A 22,821-nucleotide genomic window follows, 5' to 3' on the forward strand; every position below is an offset into this window, starting at 1 on the left:
GCCCCCGCCACTCGGCGAGCATTCCGCTCGTGGCGCGCCTGCATGTCGATCTCTGCCGCTGTATGTCCGCGGTCTGTTAGCCGCAACGTCGAACCGGCACCATGCAGCGGCGCCGCCCCTGACGCGGGCGCCGCACCCCCGTCCCCCCGTCTCGTTCCCGTGCGCCCCGATGCGTCACATCAGGAGTGTGTCCGTGTCCGCGAATCCCGCGTCCGCCACCGCCGGCACCGGCAAGCCGTCCGGCTCCGGCTCCGGTTTCCGTATACCCAAGGTCCCGTTCTGGGCCCAGATCGTCGCCGGTCTCGTCCTCGGCGTGCTGCTCGGGTGGCTCGCCCGCAGCCAGGACATCAACTGGCTCTACACCACGCTCGACAAGGTCGGCCACCTCTTCGTCCAGCTGCTGAAGCTCGCCGTCGCGCCCCTCGTCTTCTTCGCGATCCTGGTGTCGATCACCAACCTGCGCAAGGTCAACAACGCCGCCCGGCTGGCCAGCCGCACACTGCTCTGGTTCATGATCACCTCGTTGATCGCGGTCGCCATCGGCCTCGCGATCGGTCTGATCACCAACCCGGGTTCGGGCACCGGCCTGACCCCGAAGGACGGCAAGCTGCCGGAGCACGCGGGCTCCTGGCTCGACTTCCTCACCGGGATCATCCCGGAGAACGTGATCACCCCGTTCACCGAGCTGAACGTCCTGCAGATCGTCTTCATGGCCGCCGTCGCCGGTATCGCCGCGCTCCAGCTCGGCGAGAAGGCCCAGCCGATCCTCACTTTCAGCGAGTCGATCCTGGAGCTCCTCCAGAAGGCCCTGTGGTGGGTCATCCGCCTGGCCCCCATCGGCACCATCGGCCTCATCGGCTATGCGATCGCGGACTACGGCTGGGACCTGATCGGCAAGTACGCGACGTTCACCGCCGACGTCTACATCGGCTGCGCCCTGGTGCTGTTCGGTGTGTACCCGCTGCTGCTCGCCACCGTCGCCAAGGTCAACCCGGTCCAGTTCTACAAGGGCGCCTGGCCCGCGATCCAGCTGGCCTTCGTCTCCCGCTCCTCGGTCGGCACGATGCCGGTCACCCAGAAGGTCACCGAGCGTCTCGGTGTCCCGAAGGAGTACGCGAGCTTCAGCGTCCCGTTCGGGGCGACCACGAAGATGGACGGCTGCGCCGCGATCTACCCGGCGCTGGCGGCGATCTTCATCGCCCAGATCTTCGACGTGCAGCTGGGTGTCGGTGACTACATCCTGATCGCGTTCGTCTCCGTGATCGGCTCGGCGGCCACCGCCGGTCTCACCGGTGCGACGGTCATGCTGACCCTCACGCTGTCGACGCTCGGTCTGCCGCTGGAGGGTGTGGGTCTGCTGATGGCCATCGACCCGATCCTGGACATGATGCGTACGGCCACCAACGTGGCCGGCCAGGCACTGGTCCCGGTGATCGTCTCGGCCCGCGAGAAGATCCTCGACCTCGACGCGTACCACTCGGCCTCGTCCTCCCCGATCGACGACGTCGAGGTGCGCGACGCGGAGCAGCAGGTGAGCGTGCCGGTCGCCGCGTAACGGCCATGCTTCCGCCGAGCGCCCCCGGTCCGTCGACTGACAGACCGGGGGCGCTCGGCGTTGTGCGGGAGTCGGCCGGCACCTCAGGGAGCGGTGCCCGCTGCGACGAAGAGGGGGAGAGCGAGGAACAGCCGCCCGGTTCGGGCGCGTGCGCGCTGGTCCGCGGTCCAGGCCGAGGCCTCCGCGGCGGTGAGGGCGCCCGTGTCCCTGGCCGCCTCTGCCAGTCCGGTGAGCATCGGCAGCGCCGCGGCGTCGGTGAGGACTGCCGTACGCACCTCCGCCACGACGTCCTCGAAGCCTGCGTCCAGCAGCAGATTCCGGTGGCGGCGGGCGGCCCGGGGGCTCGGTACGGTGTCGGCCCGCGCGTGCACGACGGTGCGGGTGAGTGCAGGGTCGTCGGAGTCGATGACGAAGGTGTCCCAGTCCGGTCCGATGAGGACGGCCCGCCCGCCGGGGGTCAGTACGCGCCGCGCCTCGCGCAGTGCGGCAGCGGGGTCGGCGAGGGCGTGGAGCACCTTGTCGGCGCGGTAGCCGTGCAGGGAGTGGTCGGGGAAGGGGAGGGCGTACGCGTCCGCCCTCCGGATGTCCGCACCGGGGAGCCGCTCCCGGGCAACGGCGACCATCCGCGCGTCGAGGTCCGCGCCGATGACCCGGGCACCGTGCGCGGACAGCTCGGCGACCGCGGTTCCGGTCCCGCAGCCGATGTCGACGACGGTGGTGTCCGCTCCTGCCCGGAGCAGTTCGTAGCTGTGGCGGCGGAGCGCCGCGGCGCCCGGGATCCGCTCGGCCGCATCGAGGAGCGCGGCGAGAGGCGTGGCGGATGCGGTGGTGGGAGGCGTGGCCAGGGGTGCCGGCACGGGTGCGGTCGGGGGTGTGGTCCGGGGCTTGTCCATGGCCGCCAGGCTGCGACTTAATGTCGGCATGAAGTCAAGCGAGGCGGGGACTCTGCTGAGCATCGGGGACGCGGCGGCGCGCTTCGGGCTGCCCACGCATGTGCTGCGGCACTGGGAAGCGGTGGGGCTCGTGACGCCCGCGCGGGACGGTGCGGGAAGACGGCGTTACGGTACGGACGACCTCACCCGGGTCGCGGTCGTCGTCCGGGCCAAGCAGGCGGGTCTCGGCCTGGATGCGATCCGGGTTCTGGTCTCCGCCGCGGACCCCGCCGAGCGTCGGGCGGTGCTCGTCGGTGAGGCGGCGCGGCTGCGGACCAGTATCGCTGCCGTGCAGGCCTCGCTGGACCTGGTCGAGTGCGCGCTGGACTGCGAGCACGACGACTTCACCCGGTGCCCCCACTACCGCACGCACGTGGCACTCGGGCTCTGAGCGCCACGTGCGTATGCGACGCGACGTGCCCCCGTCCCGTCCGGGGCGGGTCAGGGCTGCTGGAACCCGACCTCGGGGTTGTCCGGTGTCGGGCCGTCCAGGAGCGGTTGGGGTGTGCCCCGCAGATGGAGATCGAAGAAGGCCGCGACATAGTCCCGGGTGATCCGCATCGAGCGTTCGCCGGAGAGCGGTGCCTCGGGGTCGACGATGCCCAACTGGCCTGCCAGCGCGGGGACATCGGTGAAGGTGAAGTGGCCGGAGTCGGTGACGGTCAGCCAGCGCTTCCAGCCGTCCAGCCGCGCCCAGCCCTCGTCCCAGCTCTCGTCCTCACCGCCGGGATGGTGGTCGGAGGCGGTGCCGAGCATCAGGAACGGTCTGCTGTCGAGTCCGCCGGCGGGGACCGGGTCGAAGAAGGTGCCGTCCATGTCGACCCCGGCGCGCACGCGGTGGTCGACGGCCATGGTCGAGGCGGTCGCGTTGCCGCCGATGGAATGACCGGCCATGCCGATCCGGTGCGGATCGATCATGTGGGCGTGCCGCCAGGCCGGGTGACGGCCGGTCAGCCGGTCCAGTACGAAGGAGAGGTCCTTGGCCCGCCCCGTGGCCACGGCTGCCATGCCCGTCGTCGCAGTCTGTTCGCAGGCGGCGCAGGTGAGCAGGCGCCCGCCGGGGAAGGTGGTGCCGGTGGACTCGTAGGCGTGGTCGACCGTCGCGACGACGTATCCACGGCTGGCCAGGTCCTCGGCCAGGCCGGTCAGCGTTGTCCGCGGAGTGCCGAAGCCGGGGGAGAGCACCACCAGCGGGAACCGGCCGGGTGCCGGGCGGGCGGCCAGGCGGGCGTGGGTGAGGGTGGCGCTGACCGTGGTCGCGGGGATCACGTCCTCCAGCCCCCGGGACGCCAGCATCAGCCGGGCTTCGTCCGTGGTCATGTACGGCGCGGTCACCGTGCCGCTGCCGGGACGGGCCGGGTAGTGGACCGACACCATCAACTGCCGGGCGCCCGCGGCCGGGACCCAGGGGTCCGGGCGGCTCCAGTCGGTCAGATGCAGGGTTTCCCGGCCTGTCGCGTAGGGTCCGGTGGGCCTGGGAACCTCCAGCGACGGTCCGGTGGCGGCGTGTGCCGCAGGGGTCGCATCGGGACGGGTTCCGGGACCCGGGGCGGCTAAGGCGGTCGTGGGTGAGGCGAGCAGGACGGCCAGGGCGATCGCCGTGGCCGTGGCCCGGCTGCGAAGACTGATCATGGTGAAGACGCTACGGATCCGGCCGTGCGGGAACATCGCGCGCAAGGGGGAACCGCTGTCCCACCACAGGGTGATCCCGGGCTTCGGAAGACCCGACTTTCGGCGGGGGCATAACCGGCCACTCGGCGGACGCGGAAGTCCTGGACGCCGCCCCGTAGCGACGTCCCAGATCGCCGGGGATCCGCCACTCGGCGACGGCGGGGCTGTACCGGAAGGAGGACAGTGACTGACGCCTGTTCGCGACTTTGGGCCCTGCGCGTACGTCCTCTGGGCCCAGTGGGCCTATGGGGAAGGCGGAAACTCCGGCACTCTTGAGCCCGTTCAACCCGGATTGATGCCCCGCACTCCACGCCCGGATTCGACTCGGAGGACGTATGCGCTTTTTACGTATCGCCCTGCTCGCCCTCGTGGCTCTGCTCGCAGGACTGCTCACCGCAACTCCCGCCGCAGCGGCGCCGAACTTCAAGGCGCCGTTCCCCTGCGGCCAGACCTGGACCTACAGCCACCATTCGGCGGAGGTCAGATCGGCGCTCGACTTCGTCCGCACGGACGGCGGGGCCACCGCCGGGACCCCGGTCCTCGCCTCGTCCGGAGGGACCGCACACCGCTACTCCCAGCCCAGCGGCGCGGGCAACTACATCGTGATCGACCATGGCGGCGGCTGGCAGACCTACTATTTCCACCTCTCCTCGTACTCCGTCGCCGACGGCGCCTCGGTCTCCCAGGGGCAGCAAATCGGCGTGACGGGCACGACCGGCAACAGCTCCGGCGCCCACATCCACTACGAGCAGCTGTACAACGGCGTCGGCCAGAGCATCGCGATCAACGGCCAGTCGCTGGCCCCGTACCCCGGCTCGTACTACAGCAAGTACCTGACCAGCGACAACGGCTGTGGCGGCGCGAAGTACTGGGTGGACACGTTCGCCAACGCGACGGGCTATGCCGCAGCCAACACCGTTGACGCACAGGGCGTACTGTACGCGGGCACGAACTACGTCTACTGCAAGGTGTGGGGCGCCCAGGTCGGCTCGGGCAGCGCCTACAACCACTGGTGGCTGAAGACCGACCTGGACATGGTGTATGCGGGCAAGAACGGTCGCGGCGCGTACGTCTCCGCGTACTACCTCTCACGCTGGGGCAACGACGAGGCGCGCGACAACAACGGCACGGTCATTCCGAACTGCTGACGCCGGTCTGGTGGGTGGTCCCGCCCGTTCCCCCGGGAGGGGGCGGGCAGGATCACCGGGATGAGGGAGTGCGCGAGGCCCGACAACACACGGAGTTCGCGCGGAAATGCGTCAAGAAACATGCGAGAGCGCCATCGGGAATGCCGCCTTGACGGCGTCCGGCGGGGGTATGGGCAATCCTGCGGCAACGGTCGTGGGGGTGCGGGTGCGGCAGCCCGGCGCAGCCTCTCAGGCGGCCGTCCGCGACTCCGAGCAAACCTCCCTGACCTGGGCTTTTGCGCCGCACAGCCCTACCGTTTCCCCATCGTGAAAGGGGATTCGATGGACCGGAACATACGCACGGTCGACGACGTGTTGAAGCTGCTGGACGGCCTGTTCGCGCCGGAGGCCGATCGCTGGACGGCGGACGGGGCCGGCTGGTGGGACGGCTTCTACACCGATCGCTCGAAGCCGGTGCCGTTCTTCGTGGCGAAGCCGGACGAGAACCTGGTCTCGTACCTCGACCGATCCCTGATCACGCCGGGCCGCGCGCTCGACCTCGGGTGCGGTCCGGGCCGCAACGCCGTCCATCTCGCCTCCCTGGGCTTCCAGGTGGACGCCGTCGACCTTTCCCCGACAGCCATCTCCTGGGCCGAGGAGCGTGCCCGTGAGGCTGGAGCCGACATCCGGTTCCGGTGCGGTGATGCCTTCGCCCTCGCCGAGGCCGAGTTGGTCGGGCCGTACGACCTGATTTACGACTCCGGCTGCTTCCACCACCTGCCGCCGCACCGCCGCGTCAGCTACCTCGCCCTGCTCGACCGCGCCCTCGCCCCCGGCGGCCATCTGGCCCTTACCTGCTTCGCAGCCGGAGGGATGGGCTCCGAACTCCCCGACGCGGAGTTCTACCGCCAGTCCGGCCTCCACGGCGGGCTCGCCTACACACCGGAGTCCCTGCGCCGGATCTTCTCCGACCTGACGGAAGTCGAACTGCGCCGCATGCAGGACGAACCGCCCGGGTCCCCGTACTTCGGTGAGCCGTTCCTGTGGACGGCCCTGTTCCGCCGCGATGCGCAGACGTCGCCCGGTGGATCACGCACGGAGTGACGGAGCCGGAGTCAGAGCACGCAGAACTCGTTGCCTTCCGGGTCGGCCATCTCCACGTGATCGGGCCTGCCGTCCATGTCGTGCTCGCGTACCACCGTCGCACCCGCCGAGGTCAGGCGCTCGACCGCGTCGACGACGCGCGGCCACCGCTCCTCCCACGGCGTGTCCCGGCCGCCGCCGGCCTGTACGTCCAGATGAACCCGGTTCTTCGCCACCTTCGGCTCCGGCACCTTGAGGAAGGACAACGTCGGCCCCACACCGTCCGGGTCGCACAGGTACGCGCCGTCGTCCCACTCCTCCTCCGGGACGCCGTGGTGGGCGAACCACTCCTCCCAGCTGCCGAAACCGGCGGGCGGAGGCTTCGGCACGTAGCCGAGGGCGAGCGCCCAGAACTCCGCGAGCCTGGTCGGCTGCGCGCAGTCGAGCGTCACGGTCCACCTGGTCGGCATGGCTCCTCCTCGGTCCGGGGCATGTGGTGGGGACCGTACCGCGCACCTCTGACACGCACGGACCGCCGGCCTCGGCCGATGTCCTTGAGGACGGCGTTTCCGGCCGCTGCGGCGCGAGCGTAGCGAGCGGCACCCACAGCAGGAGTACCGGTTTCAACCGTCGTCCATGGCCGTCCGGCGACCGGCCGGGGTGACGGATCCGCCGTTCTTCTCCCCCTCTCTTGTGTGATGCATCGTCAGGTACGACGATGGCACCCGCCTCGAAACATGACGAAGTGTCAGATCGGGTCGGGGTGGAAGCGGAGGAAGGGAGGCGACCCGGTGCCGATACTGCCCGCCGGGCGGCTGTCGTACGGGATGCAGCTCCCGGTCCAGTCGCAGAGCACCATCTATACGGAAGCGTGGGAGGCCTCGGCCGGGCCCGGTGATCTCGCCGAGATCGCCCGCACCGCCGACCGCACCGGCTTCGCCTATCTGGCGAGCTGCGACCATGTCGCGATTCCGCGGCGGCTCGCCGATGTCATGGGCACCGTCTGGTACGACCCGGTGGCCACCCTCGGCTTTCTCGCCGGGATCACCGAGCGCGTCCTGCTGATGAGTCATGTCGCCGTCGTCGGGCTGCGTCATCCGCTCGCCACCGCCAAGCAGTACGCCACGCTCGACCATCTGTCCGGCGGCCGGCTGATCCTCGGGGTCGGGGCCGGGCACGTGCGGGAGGAGTTCGAGGCGCTCGGGGCGGACTTCGGCGGGCGCGGCGCCGTGCTCGACGAGACCATCGACGCGCTGAAGGCGGCGCTCGGGCCGGAGGAGTACCCGGAGTTCGCCGGGGAACGGTTCTCGTTCAGCGGGCTCGGGCAGCGGCCGCGGCCCGCCCAGGAGCGGGTGCCGGTCTGGGTGGGCGGTTCCTCGCCCGCCGCGGTGCGCCGGGCCGCACTGCGGGGTGACGGATGGCTGCCGCAGGGGGATCCCAGGGACCGGCTGCCGCAGCAGATCGCCAGGGTGCGGGCGTTGCGGGAGGAGGCGGGTGTCGAGGCGCCGCTGGTCGTCGGTGCCATCACCGAGCCGCTGTACGTGGGGGAGCCGGGCTGGGCCGTGGGGCGGCGCACGCTCAGTGGGAAGCCGGAGGCGCTCGCCGAGTCCTTGCGCGCGTACGGGGCGATGGGGGTGCACCAGATCCAGGTGCGGTTCCGCACTCGGAGCCGCAGCGAACTGACCGATCAGATGGCGGCGTTCGCCGCCGATGTCGCTCCATACCTCGACCGGCAGTAAGGAGTACGGGCATGGGCAAGCTGGATGGGCGTGTCGTCCTCATCAGCGGCGCCGCGCGCGGGCAGGGCGAGCAGGAGGCGCGGCTCTTCGTCGCGGAGGGCGCCCGGGTGGTGATCGCCGATGTGCTCGACGACCAGGGGGAGGCGCTGGCGAAGGAGCTGGGGGAGGGGGTCGCCCGGTTCGTGCATCTCGATGTGGGCCGGGAGGAGGAGTGGCAGGGCGCGGTCGCCGCCGCCAGGGACGCCTTCGGGAAGATCGACGGGCTGGTCAACAACGCGGGGATTCTCCGGTTCAACGAGCTGGTGACCACCCCTCTGGAAGAGTTCCAGCAGGTGGTGCAGGTCAACCAGGTGGGCGCCTTCCTGGGGATCAAGAACGTCGCGCCGGAGATCGAGACCGCGGGCGGCGGGACGATCGTCAACACCGCCTCGTACACCGGGCTCACCGGCATGGCCTTCGTCGGCGCGTACGCCGCGACCAAGCATGCCGTGCTCGGGCTGACCAGGGTCGCGGCGGTGGAGCTCGCGGGCAAGGGGATACGGGTCAACGCGGTGTGCCCGGGGGCCGTGGACACGGCGATGACCAACCCGGCCGCGCTCGATCCGGCCGCGGACCCGGAGGGGTCCCGGGCGGCGGTGGCGCAGCTCTACAGGAAGCTCGTGCCGCTGGGGCGGATCGGGCAGCCGGAGGAGGTCGCGGCCCTGGCGCTCTTCCTGACTTCGGAGGACTCCTCGTACATCACAGGGCAGCCGTTCGTCATCGACGGCGGGTGGCTGGCCGGGGTCAGTCTGTTCTGAGGACGCCGATAGCTGACGAGGTGTCAGGTATTGACGGGTCGGGCGGCCGGTGGGACAGTCGGTCGCATCACAATCTGACGGAGCGTCAGAAACGATTGAGGACGGTGAACCTCCTTGGAATTCGGGCTGTTTGTACAGGGGTACGTGCCCGCCGCGCGCGCCGAGGCCGACCCCGGGGCAGAGCACAAGGCGCTGATCGAGGAGACCGAGTACGTCATCCAGGCGGACAGGTCCGGTTTCAAGTACGCCTGGGCCTCCGAGCACCACTTCCTGGAGGAGTACTCGCATCTCTCGGCCAACGACGTGTACCTGGGGTACCTCGCGCACGCCACGGAACGGATCCACCTCGGATCCGGCATCTTCAACCCCCTCGCCCCCGTCAACCACCCCGTGAAGGTGGCCGAGAAGGTCGCCATGCTCGACCATCTGTCGGAAGGCCGCTTCGAGTTCGGCTCGGGGCGCGGGGCCGGCAGCCACGAGATCCTCGGGTTCATGCCGGGCATCACCGACATGAACCACACCAAGGAACTCTGGGAAGAGACCATCGCCGAGTTCCCCAAGATGTGGCTCCAGGACGAGTACGTCGGCTTCCAGGGCAAGCACTGGTCGCTGCCGCCCCGCAAGATCCTGCCGAAGCCGTACGGCACGTCCCACCCGGCGATGTGGTACGCGGCGGGGTCGCCGTCCTCGTATGCCATGGCGGGCCGCAAGGGCCTCGGCGTGCTGGGCTTCAGCGTGCAGAAGGTCTCGGACATGGAGTGGGTCGTCGAGTCGTACAAGACGGCCGTCAAGGACGCGGAGCCGGTCGGTGGCTTCGTCAACGACAACGTCATGGTGACGTCCACGGCCATCTGTGCCGAGACGCACGCCAAGGCGGTCGAGATCGCGGTCGGCGGCGGGCTGAACTACCTCCAGTCGCTGCTGTTCCGCTACCACGACACGTTCCCGCGGCCCGAGGGCATTCCGGAGTGGCCGGAGCTGCTGCCCGAGTACAGCGAGGAGATCATCGAGCTGCTGATCGCCGAGGAGCTGATGATCTGCGGGGATCCGGACGAGGTGCTGCGGCAGTGCAAGCGGTGGGAGCAGGCGGGGGCGGATCAGCTGAGCTTCGGGCTGCCGATCGGGATCAGTCCCGAGGACACGATGAACTCGATCCGGCTGATCGGTGAGCACGTGATTCCGAAGATCGATACGGATCCGGTGCACCGCACGACGCGGTTCCGCACGGCGGCCTAGACGGGGGGCTGCCCCCGGATCCCCGCTCCTCAATCGCCGGAGGGGCTTGAGCTGGAGCGGCGTCTTCCCGGACCGTCGCTCCGCGAGCCGGGGTGCGTACCGCGGTCGTACGCACCCCGGCTGCACACCCACCGCAGAAGGGAACCCGTCATGTTCGACCACCTCATCCGCGGAGCGACCGTCGTGGACGGCACCGGCGCTCCCTCGTACACCGCCGACCTCGGCATCCGCGACGGCCGCATCGCCGTCGTCGCCGAGCCCGGCACCCTCACCGAGGAGGCTGTGACCTCGGAGGACGCCACCGGACTCGTGCTCGCCCCCGGCTTCGTCGACCCCCACACCCACTACGACGCCCAGCTCTTCTGGGACCCGTACGCCACCCCCTCCATGAACCACGGCGTCACCACCGTCGCCGGCGGCAACTGCGGCTTCACCCTCGCTCCGCTCCACCCCGACCGGCCCGAGGACGCCGACTACACGCGCCGCATGATGTCCAGGGTCGAGGGCATGGCCCTCAAGGCGCTGGAGGAAGGCGTCGACTGGTCCTGGTCCAGCTTCCGCGAGTACCTCGACGCCCTCGAAGGACGCATCGCGGTCAACGCCGGGTTCATGGTGGGTCACTGCGCCCTGCGACGGCATGTCATGGGCGTCGACGCGGTCGGCGGACAGCCCACCCCCGCCCAGCTCGACGCGATGCTGCGCCTCTTCCACGACGCCATGGACGCCGGGGCGTGGGGGCTCTCCACCACCCAGTCCGCCACCCACTCCGACGGCGACGGCAGACCCGTCGCCTCCCGGCACGCCCTCCCCGAGGAACTCCTCGCGCTCTCCCGCGCCGTCGGCGAACACGAAGGCACCCAGCTCGAAGCGATCGTCGCGGGCTGCCTCGACCAGTTCTCCGACGACGAGATCGACCTCCTCGTCGACATGACCGCGGCCGCCGGACGCCCCCTGAACTGGAACGTCCTCACCATCGACGCCGCCGTCCCCGAACGGGTGCCGCGCCAGCTCGTTCCCAGCGAACGGGCCCGCCGCGCGGGCGGCCGGATCGTCGCCCTCACCATGCCGATCCTCGCCCCCATGAACATGTCGCTCGGCACCTTCTGCGCCCTCAACCTCATCCCCGGCTGGGGCGAGATCCTCTCCCTCCCCGTCCCCGAGCGGATCGAACGGCTCCGCGACGCCGGCACCCGTGCCGAGATGCTCCGCCGCGCGGACAGCAAGGAGGCAGGGGTCTTCCGGCGCCTCGCCGACTTCGGCCGGTACGTCATCGGCGACACGTACAGTGCGGCGAACGAGGGGCTCAGCGGGCGCGTCGTCCGCGACATCGCCGCCGAGCGCGGCCAGGACCCCTTCCACTGCCTCGTCGAGATCTGCGCCGCCGACGAGCTCCGGACGGTGCTGTGGCCCATGCCCACCGACAACGATCCGGACTCCTGGGCGCTGCGGCAGCGGACCTGGGAACACGAGGACGTCATGCTCGGCGGTTCCGACGCGGGCGCCCATCTGGACCGGATGTGCGGAGCCCCGTACACCACCCGCTTCCTCGGCGACTGCCTGCGCGGCCGGAAACTCGTCTCCCTGCCCGCCGCTGTCAAAATGCTCACCGACGACCCCGCCCGGCTCTTCGGGTTGCGCGACCGCGGCCGGATCCAGGAGGGTTTCCACGCCGACCTCGTCCTCTTCGACCCCGAACGCATCGACGCCGGGCCCGCCACCCTCGTACACGATCTGCCCGGCGACAGCCCGCGCCTCGACTCCAAGGCCATCGGCATCGTGTCGGTCCGCGTGAATGGCGTGGAGACGCTGCGTGACGACAAGGTGACCGGTGCGGTTCCCGGCACGGTGCTCCGCTCCGGTCGCGACACCCGGACGGTGAGCACCCAGTGACCACACCCCAGCGCCTCTTCATCGGCGGCGAGTGGACCGAACCCGACGACGGTCACTACGAGGTGATCAACCCGGCCACGGAGGACGTCGTCGGTCTCGCACCCGAGGCGAGCCGCGCGCAGGTGTACGCGGCGGCCGCCGCGGCCCGCGAAGCCTTCCCCGCCTGGTCCCGCACCCGCCCCGAGGAGCGCGCGACGATCCTCGACCGCGCCGCGGATCTGATACAGCGCGACTTCGCCGCCAACGCCGCACTCGCCCGGGCGGAGAGTGGGGCGACGACGGGAACCGCCCGGTCCATGCAGGTCGCCGTCGGCGCGGCCCGCTTCCGGCGGTACGCGAGAGGCGCCCTGGAACCGGTCGAGGAGGCGATCCCCCCGCAGATCAACGAGGCCGGACCGATGGGCAGGGCAGGTGTCTTCGGCGCACTCGCCGTACGCCAGCCGGTCGGCGTCGTCACCTGCATCACCTCGTACAACAACCCCTGGGCCAACCCGGCCGGCAAGGTCGCCCCCGCGCTCGCCATGGGCAACACGGTCGTCGTGAAGCCCGCCCCGCAGGACCCGCTCTCCGTCTATCGGATGGCCGGGGCGCTCGCGGAGGCGGGCGTACCGGCGGGCGTCGTCAACGTCGTCACCGGTTCGGGCCCCGCGGCGGGCGAGGCGGCCGTCGACTCCTCGGACGTCGACATGGTCAGCTTCACCGGCTCCACGGCGGTCGGACAGCGCATCGCCGAGGTGTGCGGGCGCGGGATGAAGCGGCAGCTGATGGAGCTGGGCGGCAAGGGCGCCGCGGTGGTCCTCGACGACGCCGACCTGGACGCGGCAGTGGCGGGCATCGGCACGACCTTCTCCTTCTACAGCGGCCAGATCTGCACGGCTCCGACGCGCGTCCTCGTCCAGCGGGGCGTCCACGACGCGCTGATCGAGAGGCTCACCGCGTACGCAGGTCATCTGCCGGTCGGCGACCCGGCGGCGAAGGGGACGGTCGTCGGACCGGTCATCTCCGCGGCCCACCGCCACCGCATCGAGTCGTACGTCGAACTGGGCCGGAAGGAGGGCGCCCGGGTCGTCACGGGCGGCGAGCGACCGGCAGGACACGACCGCGGCTTCTATGTCGTACCGACGCTCCTCGCCGACTGCACCAACGACATGCGGGTCGTCCGGGAGGAGATCTTCGGCCCGGTCGTCGTGGTCGTTCCCTTCGACGACGAGGAGGAGGGCATCGCACTCGCCAACGACAGCGACTACGGACTGATCGACTACGTCTGGTCCGGGGACGTGGCGCGAGCCTTCCGGGTGGCGCGGCGGCTGCGCGCGGGCGGGGTCGGGGTGAACACGATCGGCCGGAACATGGAGGCCCCGTTCGGTGGGTTCAAGAGGAGCGGGGTGGGGCGTGACGTGGGTTCGTACGCGCTGCATGCGTACAGCGAACTCCAGGCGATCGTCTGGCCGGGCTGAGCATCGGGGCGGTGCGCCCGTCCGGATAACGGACAAGCGCGGGAAAATTTCGAATCATCATAAATCGGACAGTGCTGCGGTTCTCGTACATTGATCCAATCGAGCAGGACCATCAATTGAGTGGCGATCCATGATGTTCACATTCAATTCATCTCCGTTCGGCGATAATTGACCAATCAATCGAAGGGTGAGGCGTCGGAGTCTCACACTCCGGATGTGGATATCGCAGCGCATACCGTCCTCTTTATGACTCAGTTGGACGTGCGGCCGCAGGCCGGAGACACGGGCCGGGGCGCCTCCTCGGCCGACGGCGGTGTTCGCAGCAAGGGCCTGGGCGGCAACTCCGTCGGTCTGATGGGCAGCGCGGTCATCGGCATCTCGACCGTCGCCCCCGTCTACTGCCTCACGTCCACCCTCGGCTCCACCGCGGGCGAGGTCGGCGTCCAGATGCCCGCGGTCTTCCTGGCCGGCTTCCTGCCGATGCTGCTGGTCGCCTTCGCCTACCGCGAACTCAACAAGGTCATGCCGGACTGCGGCACCTCCTTCACCTGGACGGTGAAGGCATTCGGCCCGCGCCTCGGCTGGATGTGCGGCTGGGGCCTGGTCATCGCCACGATCATCGTCCTGTCGAACCTGGCAGGCGTGGCGACCTCGTACTTCTGGCTGCTCGCGGGCGAGATCACCGGCAGTGACTCGATCGCCGCCCTGGACGACAACAAGCCCGTCCACATCCTCACCTGCCTCATCCTGATCGCGGTCGCCACCGCGATCAGCTACCGGGGGATGACAGCCACGAAGGGCATCCAGTACGCACTGGTGGGGCTCCAACTCGTGGTCCTCGCCCTGTTCGTGGCGATGGCGGTGCAGAAGGGGGCGAGCGGCGACTTCGCGTCGTCGGTCCACTTCTCGTGGTCGTGGCTGAACCCGTTCGCGGTGCAGTCCTTCGCCGCCTTCACCGCGGGCCTGTCGCTGTCGATCTTCATGTTCTGGGGCTGGGACGCCTGCCTGACCGCCAACGAGGAGACGGCCGGCAGTGAGAAGACGCCCGGCCGCGCCGCACTCATCGCGATGGTCGTCCTCGTCGGCTCCTACCTGGCGACCGGCGTCGCCGCCCAGATGGCCGTCGGCTCCGGCACCACCGGTCTCGGCCTGGCCAACCCGGACACCTCCGACAACGTCTTCGCCGCACTGGCCGGCCCGATCATGGGTCCTGGCCTCGGCATCCTGCTGTTCGTCGCCGTCCTCGCCTCGGCCGCGGCCAGCCTCCAGACCACGTTCATCCCCGTGGCGCGCACGGTGCTGGCCATGTCCACGTACGAGGCACTGCCCGCCTCGTACGCCCGGGTCCACCCGCGCTTCAAGACGCCCGGGAAGGCAACCGTCACGGCGGGCGTCGCGACCGGTGTCTTCTACACGGTCATGACCCTGGTCAGCGAGCACGTCCTGGTCGACACGATCTACGCGCTCGGCCTCATGATCTGCTTCTACTACGCGCTGACGGCGTTCGCCTGCGCCTGGTACTTCCGCGCCGAACTCACCCGCTCCGCCCGCGACCTGGCCTTCAAGGGCCTCTTCCCGGTCGTCGGCGGCATCCTGCTCACCGCCGTCTTCGGCAAGACCCTCTACGACATGTGGGACCCGGCGTACGGCTCCGGCTCGTCGGTCTTCGGGGTCGGTTCGGTGTTCGTGATCGGTGTGGGGCTGCTCCTGCTCGGCGTGGTGCTGATGGTGGCGATGCAGCGCAGGAGCCCCTCGTTCTTCCGCGGCGAGGTGCTGACGAAGGAGACCCCGGCGCTCGTCGTCGAGGACTGAGCGGTCACCCCGCCACCCGCTCCTCCAGCCGTCCCAGCACCCGTCGCCCCGCCCGTCCCACGGCCACGGGAAGCAGAGCGGCGTGGCCCGGGACGCGTACGCCGCCGGTGAACGCCACCAGGGTGTGATCCGGGGCATCGCCGAGGGCGCCGGACTGCCGGTGGACCGGGTGGCCGCGCTCAACGCCCGTACGGAGATCCTGGCGTCGGGGCGGCGCGGGCCCGGCTCGCCCTTCCGAGCCGGGCCGCCGCACACCGCTAGGAGACGTCCGGAAACACCGGATTGGTGAGCGCCGCCAGTGCCCCCGGCAGCCCCGGCACCGTGGCCGGGTGGCGGACCTCGGCGCGGACATAGGCGGCGTACATCGGGGTCGTACGCCACTCCACCGTGCCCGAGCCCGACCCGGGCAGGGTGGAGGTGAACAGCGTGCCCTGGTCCGTGACGAAGTGGGCGGTGCAGCCGGGCACCCCGGTGACCTCCAGCCGTACGGTGACCGGACTGTCCGCGTCGGCCCGCAGCCGCTCACCGATCCCCGCGCGCCCGCCGCGCCCGCCCGATACGCCGAAGGAGAGGGTGACCGCGGACGACTCGGCGATGTACGAGTGCCCGGCCCGGATGCCCGCGAGGATCGCGTCGCGCGAGAGCTCCTCGGCGAGGACGACGGTCTGCGGCAGCCCCACCGTGTCCGGCTCGCGGTGTGCGTCGCTGTTGCCCATCGCCGGGATCCACGGCTTCGATGCGCGGACGGCCGCGACGAGGGAGTTGTCCCACTCGGCGAGCGCGATCTCGTCCTCCGGGGTGTACGGCCCGTTCCACACCTCCACCGCGTCCGCCTCGCCGAAGCCGAACTTCCAGTGGCAGCCGATGCAGGTGGCGTGCGGATGGGCGGGGACGACCAGGCCGCCCGCCCGGCGGACGGCCTTCGCGTAGTGCCCGAAGCGGTTGTCACGGGCCCGGTAGCGCCAGTCGACGAAGGTGCCGGGGTCGGTGGAGAGCGCGATCACATGACCGTTGCGCGTGGTGATCTCCTCGCCCGTCAGGATGAGCAGATCGTCGCCCCACAGCCCCTGCCAGGCGCTGTGCGCGGTGTGGGTGTTGTGCTCGCTGCTGTTGATGAAGTCGAGCCCGGCGGCGCGCGCGGCGGTGGCGATCTCGGCCGGGGTGCGCTTGCCGTCCGAGTGGACGGAGTGCAGATGGCAGTCTCCGCGGTACCAGGCGCGGCCGCGCCCCCTGGCGCGTTCGGGCGGGTACACGGGCGTCGCAGTGGTGCCGGCCTCGCCGAAACGGAGAGTGATCGTCACCTCGTACGGGAGTCCCTCGGGCGCGACGGTGTACGGGCCCAGCGCGATGTGCCAGGTCCCGGCCCGTACCGGACCCGCGACATAGCCGGGTGTCGCCTCGTCCGCCCGGATGAAGAAGCCGGCACGCGCCCCGCCGGACCAGCCCCGAAACCCGCGTCCGCCCAGGTCTGTGCCGCGCTCGTCGAAGATGCCGATGTCGAGGGCGTTGCCCTGGGTGCCGGCCGGGACGGGCGTCTTCACGTACGTGTACGAGACGGCGATCTCCCGTACGCCGCGGGGCACGTCGACCGGCAGATAGACGAAGTCGGGCGACCCGGTCGGCAGGGTGCCGCGCACGGTCTTCGTCAGGTCGGCCCGGTCCGTGCCGCCGTCCTTGCCGGGTGCGGCGTTCGCGAAGCTCACAGTGGACAACGTTAGGGCGGTGGCGGCGGTCCCGACGAGAAGGCCGCGCCTGCCGGGCGGGCCGTTCCGCAGGGTGTGCGATCCGGTCATACGAGTGGCTCCCCAGGGTGTCGTGCGCGACGAGGGTGACGTACTCGAACCGTGCTACGGGGCCATGAACTCACCGCAGACGGAAGTAGATTCACGGACAGGAACGGCGAGCGAGAGCTCTGGGCGTCCTGATCGGCACCGCATATGTTGGGGCCGGACGACGACGGAGGTGTCCTCGAATGCGGATCGCCACAACGATCTTCCTCACCGACGAGACGATCACGCCGGTACGGCTCGCGCGCGAGCTCGAACAGCGGGGATTCGCCGGGCTTTATCTGCCGGAGCACACGCACATCCCGGTGAGCAGGGACACCCCGTATCCGGCGGGCGGCGATCTTCCGCCCGAGTACGGCCGCACGCTCGACCCGTTCGTCGCCCTCGGCCAGGCGGCCGCGGTGACGGAGCGGCTGGCGCTCGGCACCGGCATCACCCTGATCGCCCAGCACGACCCGATCGACCTGGCGAAGCAGATCGCCACGCTCGACCACCTTTCCGGCGGCAGGTTCACGCTCGGCCTAGGCTTCGGCTGGAATGTCGAGGAGGCCGCGGACCACGGAGTGACCTGGCGGACCCGGCGGGAGCTGGGCCGCGACCGGATGGCGCTGATGCGCGCCCTGTGGGCGGACGAACCCACGGGTTACGAGGGCGAGTTCGGGTCCGTCCGGGCCAGCCATGCGCACCCGAAGCCGGTCCAGGAGGCGCGCGGCCCCGTGACCGGCCCGCGCACCCTGATCGGCGGCGCGGCCGGTCCGAAGCTGTTCGCTCATATCGCGGAGTACGCGGACGGCTGGCTCCCGATCGGTGGCCGGGGGCTGACGGAATCGGTGCCCGTTCTGCGTGAGGCCTGGGAGTCGGCAGGCCGGGACCCGAAGCAGCTCCACGTGGTGCCGTACGCGGTGCTGCCGAGCGCGGGGAAGCTGGCGCACTACGCGGACCTGGGCATCGCGGAGGTCGTCCTGCAGCTTCCCCCGGCGGGGGAGGTGGAGGTCCTGCGCGCCCTCGACGAATACGCACAGTATCTGTGACCGAGGCATGGCAGGGACGGCACCGCGGGCGGGGACCGCTCGGGTGATGTCCACTGCGCACCTCCGGGAGGACGGGCGCGCCACGTCTCTCGGGGGTCGGTGATCGGGAATGATCGGCCACCCCGGCGGGTGGGCCCGCGCCCCCTTCCGCGGGCCCGCCCCCCGGTGCAACCGTTCGCCCGCTATGCGCATCTTCCACTGTTGAAGATCGAACCGGTTCCGGGGGCGGGGGGACGATGAACAGGCCGTTGCGGCACATAGCCATCTTCTGCGGGGTGCTGGTGATGGCCCTGCTGCTGCGGACGAACTGGCTCCAGCACTTCCAGCGCGAGGCACTCTCCACCGACAAGCACAATCGCCGGGTGCAGATCGCCCAGTTCGCCACTCCGCGCGGCGACATCATCGTCGGCGGCAAGGCGATCACCGGCTCCAAAGCGGTCGACGGCACGGACTTCAAGTACCAGCGGACCTTCAAGCAGGGCGCGATGTACGCCCCCGTCACCGGCTACGCCTCCCAGGCGCAGGGCATGTCCCTCCTGGAGAGGACGTACGACACCATCCTCAGCGGCCAGGACGACCGGTTCGCCTTCCGGCATGCCAAGGACATCCTCACCGGTGAGCAGCGCCGCGGCGGCGATGTGATCACCACCATCGACCCCAAGGCGCAGGAAGCCGGCTACAAGGGACTGACCGACCTCGGCGCCCGGGGCGCGGTCGTCGCGCTCGATCCGCGTACGGGCAAGGTCCTGGCACTCGTCTCCACCCCCTCGTACGACCCGTCCGTCTTCGCCGGGAACACATTCAAGGAGAGCGACCGGTTCCAGGCGCTCGTCGACGAGAAGAGCAAGCCGCTGGCCAACCGCCCACTGCGCGAGACCTTCCCGCCCGGCTCCACCTTCAAGATCCTCACAGCGGCCGCGGCCCTGGAGAACGGCGTGGTCACGGATGTCGACGCCGCGTCCGACGCGGTCTCCCCGTATCCCCTGCCGCTCTCCTCGAACAGGATCAGCAGTGAGGCGGGTGACGCCGTCTGCAACAAGGCGTCGATGAAGACCGCCATGCAGCACTCCTGCAACAACGTCTTCCTCGACGCGGCGTCCAAGGTCGGCGCGGACAAGATGCGCGGGACGGCGGAGAAGTTCGGTTTCAACTCCGATGTCTACTCAGACGAGTTCGGCGACATGCTCGCCACCAAGAGCCTCTACCCGACCGGACTGGACAAGCCAGGAACCGCTCTGACCGGCATGGGCCAGGGCAGCCTGACCAGCACACCGATGCAGATGGCCATGGTGACCGCCGCCCTCGCCAACGACGGCAAGCTGATGCAGCCCTACCTCGTCGAAGAGCTGCGCGGCCCCGACCTGGCGACCCTGGAGAAGCACGAGCCGAAGCTCAAGAGCCAGGCCGTGTCCGAGGGAACGGCGAAGAAGGTCCAGGAAATGATGGAGTTCACCGCGAAGGAAGGCAGCGCGCAACGGGCCCTCATCGACGGGGTCACGGTCGGCGGCAAGACCGGCACGGCGCAGCGCGGAGTGAACGTGAAGGACAAGGTGCCGTACGGCTGGTTCGTCTCCTACGGCAAGAAGGCCGACGGGCAGTCGGTGGCCGTCGCGGTCTTCATCGACCCGACGGACATGGACATCTCCCGCACCGACATCTCGGGCGGCCGCCTCGGTGGCCCGATCGCGAAGCGCGTGATGCAGGCGGTGCTGGGGAAGTAGCCCAGGTGCTCGCGGCGTGTCCGCCATCACGGCGCGGATGCGCGGGGTGGAGGATAGGCTCCCGCGCATGAGCGTCGAGGTGGAGATTGTCCACGAAGCGAGTCAGGAAGTCGTCGACGCCTTCGGGCGGTTGCTGCCCCAACTTTCTTCGACAGCCGCCCTCCTGGACCTCGAAGCGGTCGACCGGGTGGTGCGGTGCGAGACGAACACCGTGCTGGTCGCTCGCGACGGGGGCGAGATCGTCGGGACGCTGACTCTGGTGGTGTTCCCGGTTCTCACCGGGGTACGGGCACGCATCGAGGACGTCGTCGTGGATGTCTCGGCCCGGGGCAAGGGAGTTGCGGCCGCGCTGACCCGAAGAGCCCTGGACCTCGCGCGGGAGGCGGGCGCCCGGACCGTCGATCTGACGTCCTGCCCGGACCGGGAGGCGGCGAACCGGCTGTATGAACGTCTCGGTTTCCGGGCCCGGGGGTCGACGGTCTACCGGTTCCCGATGGAGTAGGGCGCCGCGCCTCCCGCCCTTGCCCGCCCCCGCTCCGGTCTCCGACTAGGCGGTGGGCGGGTGGTGCTCGTCGGTTCGGCAGTCGCGGCAGTGGCCAGGCGTGGGGGAGCGGAAAGCGCGCTCGCAGCCGTCGCAGGTCTGGAAGGGCGTCACCACCCGGTGTACGGAGGTGAGGGGAAGCGGCGGTGGGAGGAGCGCGGCGAGGCGGTGTTCGAGCAATTTCGCCGGGTGCTTGAGGGGCATGGGAAGGTCGGCAGCCAGGGCACGCCTGATCATCTCGGGGGTGGCTCCGCGTTCGAGCCAGGCGGCGACGGCGTGGCTGAGACGGTCGACATCGCGCTCGGAGAGGATCAGTTGCGGGGTGTCCCGACGTAGATCGGCGAGGAGATCGGTGGCGGTGCAGAGCAGCTCGACGCTGGGGGCGTGAGGCGTGGGCAGCGGAGGGGAGGGTGCAGGGGCGGCAGGCAGGGCGGGCGGCGGCGCCAGGGTCCGGTCGGGGGAGAGGGGCGTGGGCGTCGCGCACTGCGCCGGTGCGGGAACGGGGCACCTGGGGCGCGGCCTCGGCCGGGGCTGCGGCCTGGACGCCGGAGACGTGTGCGGGGTGGTGTCCGGCTGGTTGTACGAGCAGGTGCGGGTGACGACGCGGCCGTTGGGGAGGCGTTCGCGGATGCGGCGCAGGTAGCCGTGGACTTCCAGTTCGCGCAGGGCGGCGGCGATGCGGGCCTCGCTCTCCGGGAAGCGGTCGGCGAGGAACCTGATGCCAATCTTCGCTCCGGTGGGCAGCGACTGGATGTGGGTGGCGAGACCGATCGCGAGGAGGGAGAGCTCGCGGTGCTGGGCGAGGTGGTTGCCGACGACCGTGAAGCGTCTGGTGTGCCGGGAATTGATGTGTACGACACCGGATGACGGCGTGGCGTCTCCGGGAAGGGGAGACGGGGCGCGCGAGGGCGCGCTAACCTGCTGGGTATCCATCGGGAAGCCCTAACTTCCTCGGTGGTCAGGCCCTCGATCGGGATTGCGAGTCCCGGCCGGGGGCCGACGCATGTTTGCGGTTGTCGCGGCGAGCATATGCCAGCCAACCGCCAGGGAAGCCAGCCAAGTTGGCAAACCTCACCCGTGTGAGTGACGGGCCTCTGGTTGTGACCGGGGGAGGGGTTGGGTTGGGAAGTTCCTTCTTCCCAAAGCCTTTAAAGCCTTTACGTCGGGGGCCGCCGCGTCGCGTTCGACCGGGTCGCGGCGCACCGGGTCGCGGCTGTCGCGATCCGGTGCGGGACCAGGTGCGCCAGGCGGATCGGGCCGCGCTCAGCCCTGGCGCGCGTACGAGACGAAGGCGGACCAGGTGGCGGGGGTGACGTCGAGGTGGGGACCCTGGATGTTCTTGGAGTCGCGGACGTGGACGGTGGTGGGGCAGGTCGCGACCTCGACGCATTCGCCGCCGCCGCCACTGCTGTGGCTGGACTTGCGCCAGTCATAGGCGACCTCGATGCAGGCGCCGCCTTCGCCGTCGCTGTAGCTGTTCTTGTACCAGCGCAGTCGCTCGGTGCTCATTGCTCTCCCAGCATCTTCTCGATCACGGCCAACGACTCCTGTGGCGTGAGAGCCGCCGACTGGATGATTCCATAGCGGACGGCCAGCACACGGACCTCCTCCAGATCGGTGATCAGCCTTGGATACGTGTGGATCTCCAGGTAGGCCACTTGCTGCTTGCCCTTGGGCGTGACCAGCGTGAACGGGCCATCCAGGCTGGGCTGTTCGGTGCGATCAAGCGGCATCAGCTGAATTTGCACCGTCCGGAGACGGCCAATGTGCAGGAGCTTCCGCAACTGTTCCTGATGGACGCCCCGGCCACCGATGGGCCGCATCAGTACGCTCTCGTCCAGGATGAAGTGAAACGTCGGCGAGGGCCATGGGGAGAAGATCTGCTGGCGGTCCAGTCGGTCGGCCACCCTCTTGTCGATGGTCTCCTCGCTGAGCAGCGGTTGCCACTGAGTGAAGAGGGCGCGTGCGTAAGACTCGGTCTGAAGCAGGCCGGGCACGGACTGGTTGTTGTAGACGTAAAGCTGTACTGCGTCCGCCTCCAACCTTGCGTAATCGCGGTACCACTCCGGATGCCGGGTGCGCGCCTTCTTCCGGGCTTCCAGGACGTCGGGGATTGCCACTCTGAGCAAACCCTTTGCCTCAAGAAGCTCATCGACCCGCTCAAGGAAATCAGCTTGCGGCGTCCGTACTCCCCGCTCCATTGCGGAGATCAGGTCCTCCCCGCAATGCACAGCGAGCCCCAGATCCTTCTGGCTCAGACCCGCGCGTTCCCGCAGCACCTTGATCTGTTTGCCCAGCGCCCTGAACAGGTGCGCCGTGCCGTCCGACTCGGCCGGTCGCTTCGGTCGTTCCTCACGTTCCGCGTTCGCCATCTGCCCCGCACCGCTCTCTGTCCGCCCGGTCACGGCCGACGCTCCGTACAGCCGACCGGGCGTGCCCGTA

Annotated in this window: 21 protein-coding genes; 13 read left to right on the top strand and 8 right to left on the bottom strand. The window is 69.9% G+C overall.

Annotated elements, in window-relative coordinates:
- Positions 1-193: 193 nt before the first annotated feature.
- The gene (locus OH809_RS24270; RefSeq protein ID WP_406420418.1) at positions 194-1,555 is read left to right on the top strand and encodes a dicarboxylate/amino acid:cation symporter; all 1,362 of its coding nucleotides are present in this window, start codon (positions 194-196) and stop codon (positions 1,553-1,555) included.
- A gap of 83 nt (positions 1,556-1,638) precedes the next feature.
- Here OH809_RS24270 and OH809_RS24275 read toward each other — a convergent pair whose 3' ends face one another.
- Positions 1,639-2,448, bottom strand: a complete 810-nt coding sequence (locus tag OH809_RS24275; protein WP_406420417.1) for a methyltransferase domain-containing protein — start codon at positions 2,446-2,448, stop codon at positions 1,639-1,641.
- Between the two features lie 28 nt (positions 2,449-2,476).
- On the opposite strand from OH809_RS24275, the gene OH809_RS24280 reads away from it, so the two are divergent.
- Positions 2,477-2,878: a MerR family transcriptional regulator gene (locus OH809_RS24280; protein WP_406420416.1), complete on the top strand. Its 402-nt coding sequence runs from the start codon at positions 2,477-2,479 to the stop codon at positions 2,876-2,878.
- A gap of 50 nt (positions 2,879-2,928) precedes the next feature.
- Here the strand turns inward: OH809_RS24280 and OH809_RS24285 are convergent, their stop codons facing one another.
- Complete coding sequence (locus tag OH809_RS24285; RefSeq protein ID WP_406515513.1) at positions 2,929-4,119, bottom strand: alpha/beta hydrolase family protein; 1,191 nt, start codon at positions 4,117-4,119, stop codon at positions 2,929-2,931.
- Positions 4,120-4,493: 374 nt separating this feature from the next.
- Between OH809_RS24285 and OH809_RS24290 the strand changes: the two genes are divergently transcribed.
- Together OH809_RS24290 and OH809_RS24295 are read left to right on the top strand one after the other, a co-directional pair.
- Positions 4,494-5,306 carry a M23 family metallopeptidase gene (locus OH809_RS24290; protein WP_406420414.1) on the top strand — a complete coding sequence of 271 codons (813 nt, stop codon included), beginning with the start codon at positions 4,494-4,496 and terminating at the stop codon, positions 5,304-5,306.
- 321 nt (positions 5,307-5,627) lie between these two features.
- Positions 5,628-6,389, top strand: coding sequence for a class I SAM-dependent methyltransferase (locus tag OH809_RS24295; protein WP_406515514.1), 762 nt, complete (start codon positions 5,628-5,630; stop codon positions 6,387-6,389).
- 11 nt (positions 6,390-6,400) lie between these two features.
- Here OH809_RS24295 and OH809_RS24300 read toward each other — a convergent pair whose 3' ends face one another.
- Positions 6,401-6,838 carry a VOC family protein gene (locus OH809_RS24300; RefSeq protein ID WP_406420412.1) on the bottom strand — a complete coding sequence of 146 codons (438 nt, stop codon included), beginning with the start codon at positions 6,836-6,838 and terminating at the stop codon, positions 6,401-6,403.
- 321 nt (positions 6,839-7,159) lie between these two features.
- On the opposite strand from OH809_RS24300, the gene OH809_RS24305 reads away from it, so the two are divergent.
- From OH809_RS24305 to OH809_RS24330, 6 genes are all read left to right on the top strand, one after another.
- Positions 7,160-8,107, top strand: coding sequence for an LLM class F420-dependent oxidoreductase (locus OH809_RS24305; protein WP_406515515.1), 948 nt, complete (start codon positions 7,160-7,162; stop codon positions 8,105-8,107).
- A gap of 11 nt (positions 8,108-8,118) precedes the next feature.
- Entirely contained in the window at positions 8,119-8,904 is a 786-nt protein-coding gene (locus tag OH809_RS24310) for an SDR family NAD(P)-dependent oxidoreductase (protein WP_406420411.1), read from the top strand.
- Between the two features lie 114 nt (positions 8,905-9,018).
- Positions 9,019-10,140: an LLM class flavin-dependent oxidoreductase gene (locus tag OH809_RS24315; protein WP_406420410.1), complete on the top strand. Its 1,122-nt coding sequence runs from the start codon at positions 9,019-9,021 to the stop codon at positions 10,138-10,140.
- A 150-nt stretch (positions 10,141-10,290) separates the two neighbouring features.
- Positions 10,291-12,030 (top strand): amidohydrolase family protein, encoded by a 1,740-nt coding sequence (locus OH809_RS24320; RefSeq protein WP_406515516.1) that lies wholly within the window; start codon positions 10,291-10,293, stop codon positions 12,028-12,030.
- Positions 12,027-13,487: an aldehyde dehydrogenase family protein gene (locus tag OH809_RS24325; RefSeq protein WP_406420408.1), complete on the top strand. Its 1,461-nt coding sequence runs from the start codon at positions 12,027-12,029 to the stop codon at positions 13,485-13,487. The genes OH809_RS24320 and OH809_RS24325 overlap by 4 nt, the downstream gene beginning before the upstream one ends.
- A gap of 246 nt (positions 13,488-13,733) precedes the next feature.
- A complete protein-coding gene (locus tag OH809_RS24330) occupies positions 13,734-15,299 on the top strand; it encodes an APC family permease (RefSeq protein ID WP_406420407.1) in 1,566 nt (521 codons plus the stop codon).
- A gap of 4 nt (positions 15,300-15,303) precedes the next feature.
- On the opposite strand, the gene OH809_RS24335 is transcribed toward OH809_RS24330, so the two are convergent.
- On the bottom strand, positions 15,304-15,552 hold the full coding sequence (locus tag OH809_RS24335; RefSeq protein WP_406420406.1) for a hypothetical protein: 249 nt from the start codon (positions 15,550-15,552) through the stop codon (positions 15,304-15,306).
- A gap of 4 nt (positions 15,553-15,556) precedes the next feature.
- Complete coding sequence (locus OH809_RS24340) at positions 15,557-17,092, bottom strand: CehA/McbA family metallohydrolase (RefSeq protein WP_406515517.1); 1,536 nt, start codon at positions 17,090-17,092, stop codon at positions 15,557-15,559.
- Positions 17,093-17,271: 179 nt separating this feature from the next.
- Here OH809_RS24340 and OH809_RS24345 point away from each other — a divergent pair, with 179 nt between their 5' ends.
- The 3 genes from OH809_RS24345 to OH809_RS24355 all read left to right on the top strand — a co-directional run bounded on the left by OH809_RS24345 (position 17,272) and on the right by OH809_RS24355 (position 20,340).
- The gene (locus OH809_RS24345) at positions 17,272-18,117 is read left to right on the top strand and encodes an LLM class F420-dependent oxidoreductase (protein WP_406515518.1); all 846 of its coding nucleotides are present in this window, start codon (positions 17,272-17,274) and stop codon (positions 18,115-18,117) included.
- 236 nt (positions 18,118-18,353) lie between these two features.
- The gene (locus OH809_RS24350) at positions 18,354-19,838 is read left to right on the top strand and encodes a peptidoglycan D,D-transpeptidase FtsI family protein (protein ID WP_406420403.1); all 1,485 of its coding nucleotides are present in this window, start codon (positions 18,354-18,356) and stop codon (positions 19,836-19,838) included.
- 67 nt (positions 19,839-19,905) lie between these two features.
- Entirely contained in the window at positions 19,906-20,340 is a 435-nt protein-coding gene (locus tag OH809_RS24355; RefSeq protein WP_406420402.1) for a GNAT family N-acetyltransferase, read from the top strand.
- Positions 20,341-20,385: 45 nt separating this feature from the next.
- On the opposite strand, the gene OH809_RS24360 is transcribed toward OH809_RS24355, so the two are convergent.
- The 3 genes from OH809_RS24360 to OH809_RS24370 form a co-directional block, all read right to left on the bottom strand.
- Complete coding sequence (locus OH809_RS24360) at positions 20,386-21,312, bottom strand: helix-turn-helix domain-containing protein (protein ID WP_406515519.1); 927 nt, start codon at positions 21,310-21,312, stop codon at positions 20,386-20,388.
- Positions 21,313-21,642: 330 nt separating this feature from the next.
- Positions 21,643-21,888, bottom strand: coding sequence for a DUF397 domain-containing protein (locus OH809_RS24365; RefSeq protein WP_406515520.1), 246 nt, complete (start codon positions 21,886-21,888; stop codon positions 21,643-21,645).
- Positions 21,885-22,751, bottom strand: coding sequence for a Scr1 family TA system antitoxin-like transcriptional regulator (locus OH809_RS24370; protein ID WP_406425012.1), 867 nt, complete (start codon positions 22,749-22,751; stop codon positions 21,885-21,887). Before OH809_RS24370 ends, OH809_RS24365 begins: the two co-directional genes overlap by 4 nt.
- Positions 22,752-22,821 lie beyond the last annotated feature (70 nt).

It is taken from the genome of Streptomyces sp. NBC_00873, from assembly GCF_045207415.1.
GTDB lineage: Bacteria > Actinomycetota > Actinomycetes > Streptomycetales > Streptomycetaceae > Streptomyces.

What these genes read in the sequence shown, in the direction of transcription:
- OH809_RS24300 (WP_406420412.1), bottom strand. Translation starts at nt 6,838, where the DNA reads ATGCCGACCAGGTGGACCGTGACGCTCGACTGCGCGCAGCCGACCAGG.
- OH809_RS24275 (WP_406420417.1), bottom strand. Translation starts at nt 2,448, where the DNA reads ATGGACAAGCCCCGGACCACACCCCCGACCGCACCCGTGCCGGCACCC.
- OH809_RS24370 (WP_406425012.1), bottom strand. Translation starts at nt 22,751, where the DNA reads ATGGCGAACGCGGAACGTGAGGAACGACCGAAGCGACCGGCCGAGTCG.
- OH809_RS24285 (WP_406515513.1), bottom strand. Translation starts at nt 4,119, where the DNA reads ATGATCAGTCTTCGCAGCCGGGCCACGGCCACGGCGATCGCCCTGGCC.
- OH809_RS24340 (WP_406515517.1), bottom strand. Translation starts at nt 17,092, where the DNA reads ATGACCGGATCGCACACCCTGCGGAACGGCCCGCCCGGCAGGCGCGGC.
- OH809_RS24365 (WP_406515520.1), bottom strand. Translation starts at nt 21,888, where the DNA reads ATGAGCACCGAGCGACTGCGCTGGTACAAGAACAGCTACAGCGACGGC.
- OH809_RS24290 (WP_406420414.1), top strand. Translation starts at nt 4,494, where the DNA reads ATGCGCTTTTTACGTATCGCCCTGCTCGCCCTCGTGGCTCTGCTCGCA.
- OH809_RS24330 (WP_406420407.1), top strand. Translation starts at nt 13,734, where the DNA reads ATGACTCAGTTGGACGTGCGGCCGCAGGCCGGAGACACGGGCCGGGGC.
- OH809_RS24310 (WP_406420411.1), top strand. Translation starts at nt 8,119, where the DNA reads ATGGGCAAGCTGGATGGGCGTGTCGTCCTCATCAGCGGCGCCGCGCGC.
- OH809_RS24345 (WP_406515518.1), top strand. Translation starts at nt 17,272, where the DNA reads ATGCGGATCGCCACAACGATCTTCCTCACCGACGAGACGATCACGCCG.
- OH809_RS24295 (WP_406515514.1), top strand. Translation starts at nt 5,628, where the DNA reads ATGGACCGGAACATACGCACGGTCGACGACGTGTTGAAGCTGCTGGAC.
- OH809_RS24320 (WP_406515516.1), top strand. Translation starts at nt 10,291, where the DNA reads ATGTTCGACCACCTCATCCGCGGAGCGACCGTCGTGGACGGCACCGGC.
- OH809_RS24355 (WP_406420402.1), top strand. Translation starts at nt 19,906, where the DNA reads ATGAGCGTCGAGGTGGAGATTGTCCACGAAGCGAGTCAGGAAGTCGTC.
- OH809_RS24350 (WP_406420403.1), top strand. Translation starts at nt 18,354, where the DNA reads ATGAACAGGCCGTTGCGGCACATAGCCATCTTCTGCGGGGTGCTGGTG.
- OH809_RS24280 (WP_406420416.1), top strand. Translation starts at nt 2,477, where the DNA reads ATGAAGTCAAGCGAGGCGGGGACTCTGCTGAGCATCGGGGACGCGGCG.
- OH809_RS24360 (WP_406515519.1), bottom strand. Translation starts at nt 21,312, where the DNA reads ATGGATACCCAGCAGGTTAGCGCGCCCTCGCGCGCCCCGTCTCCCCTT.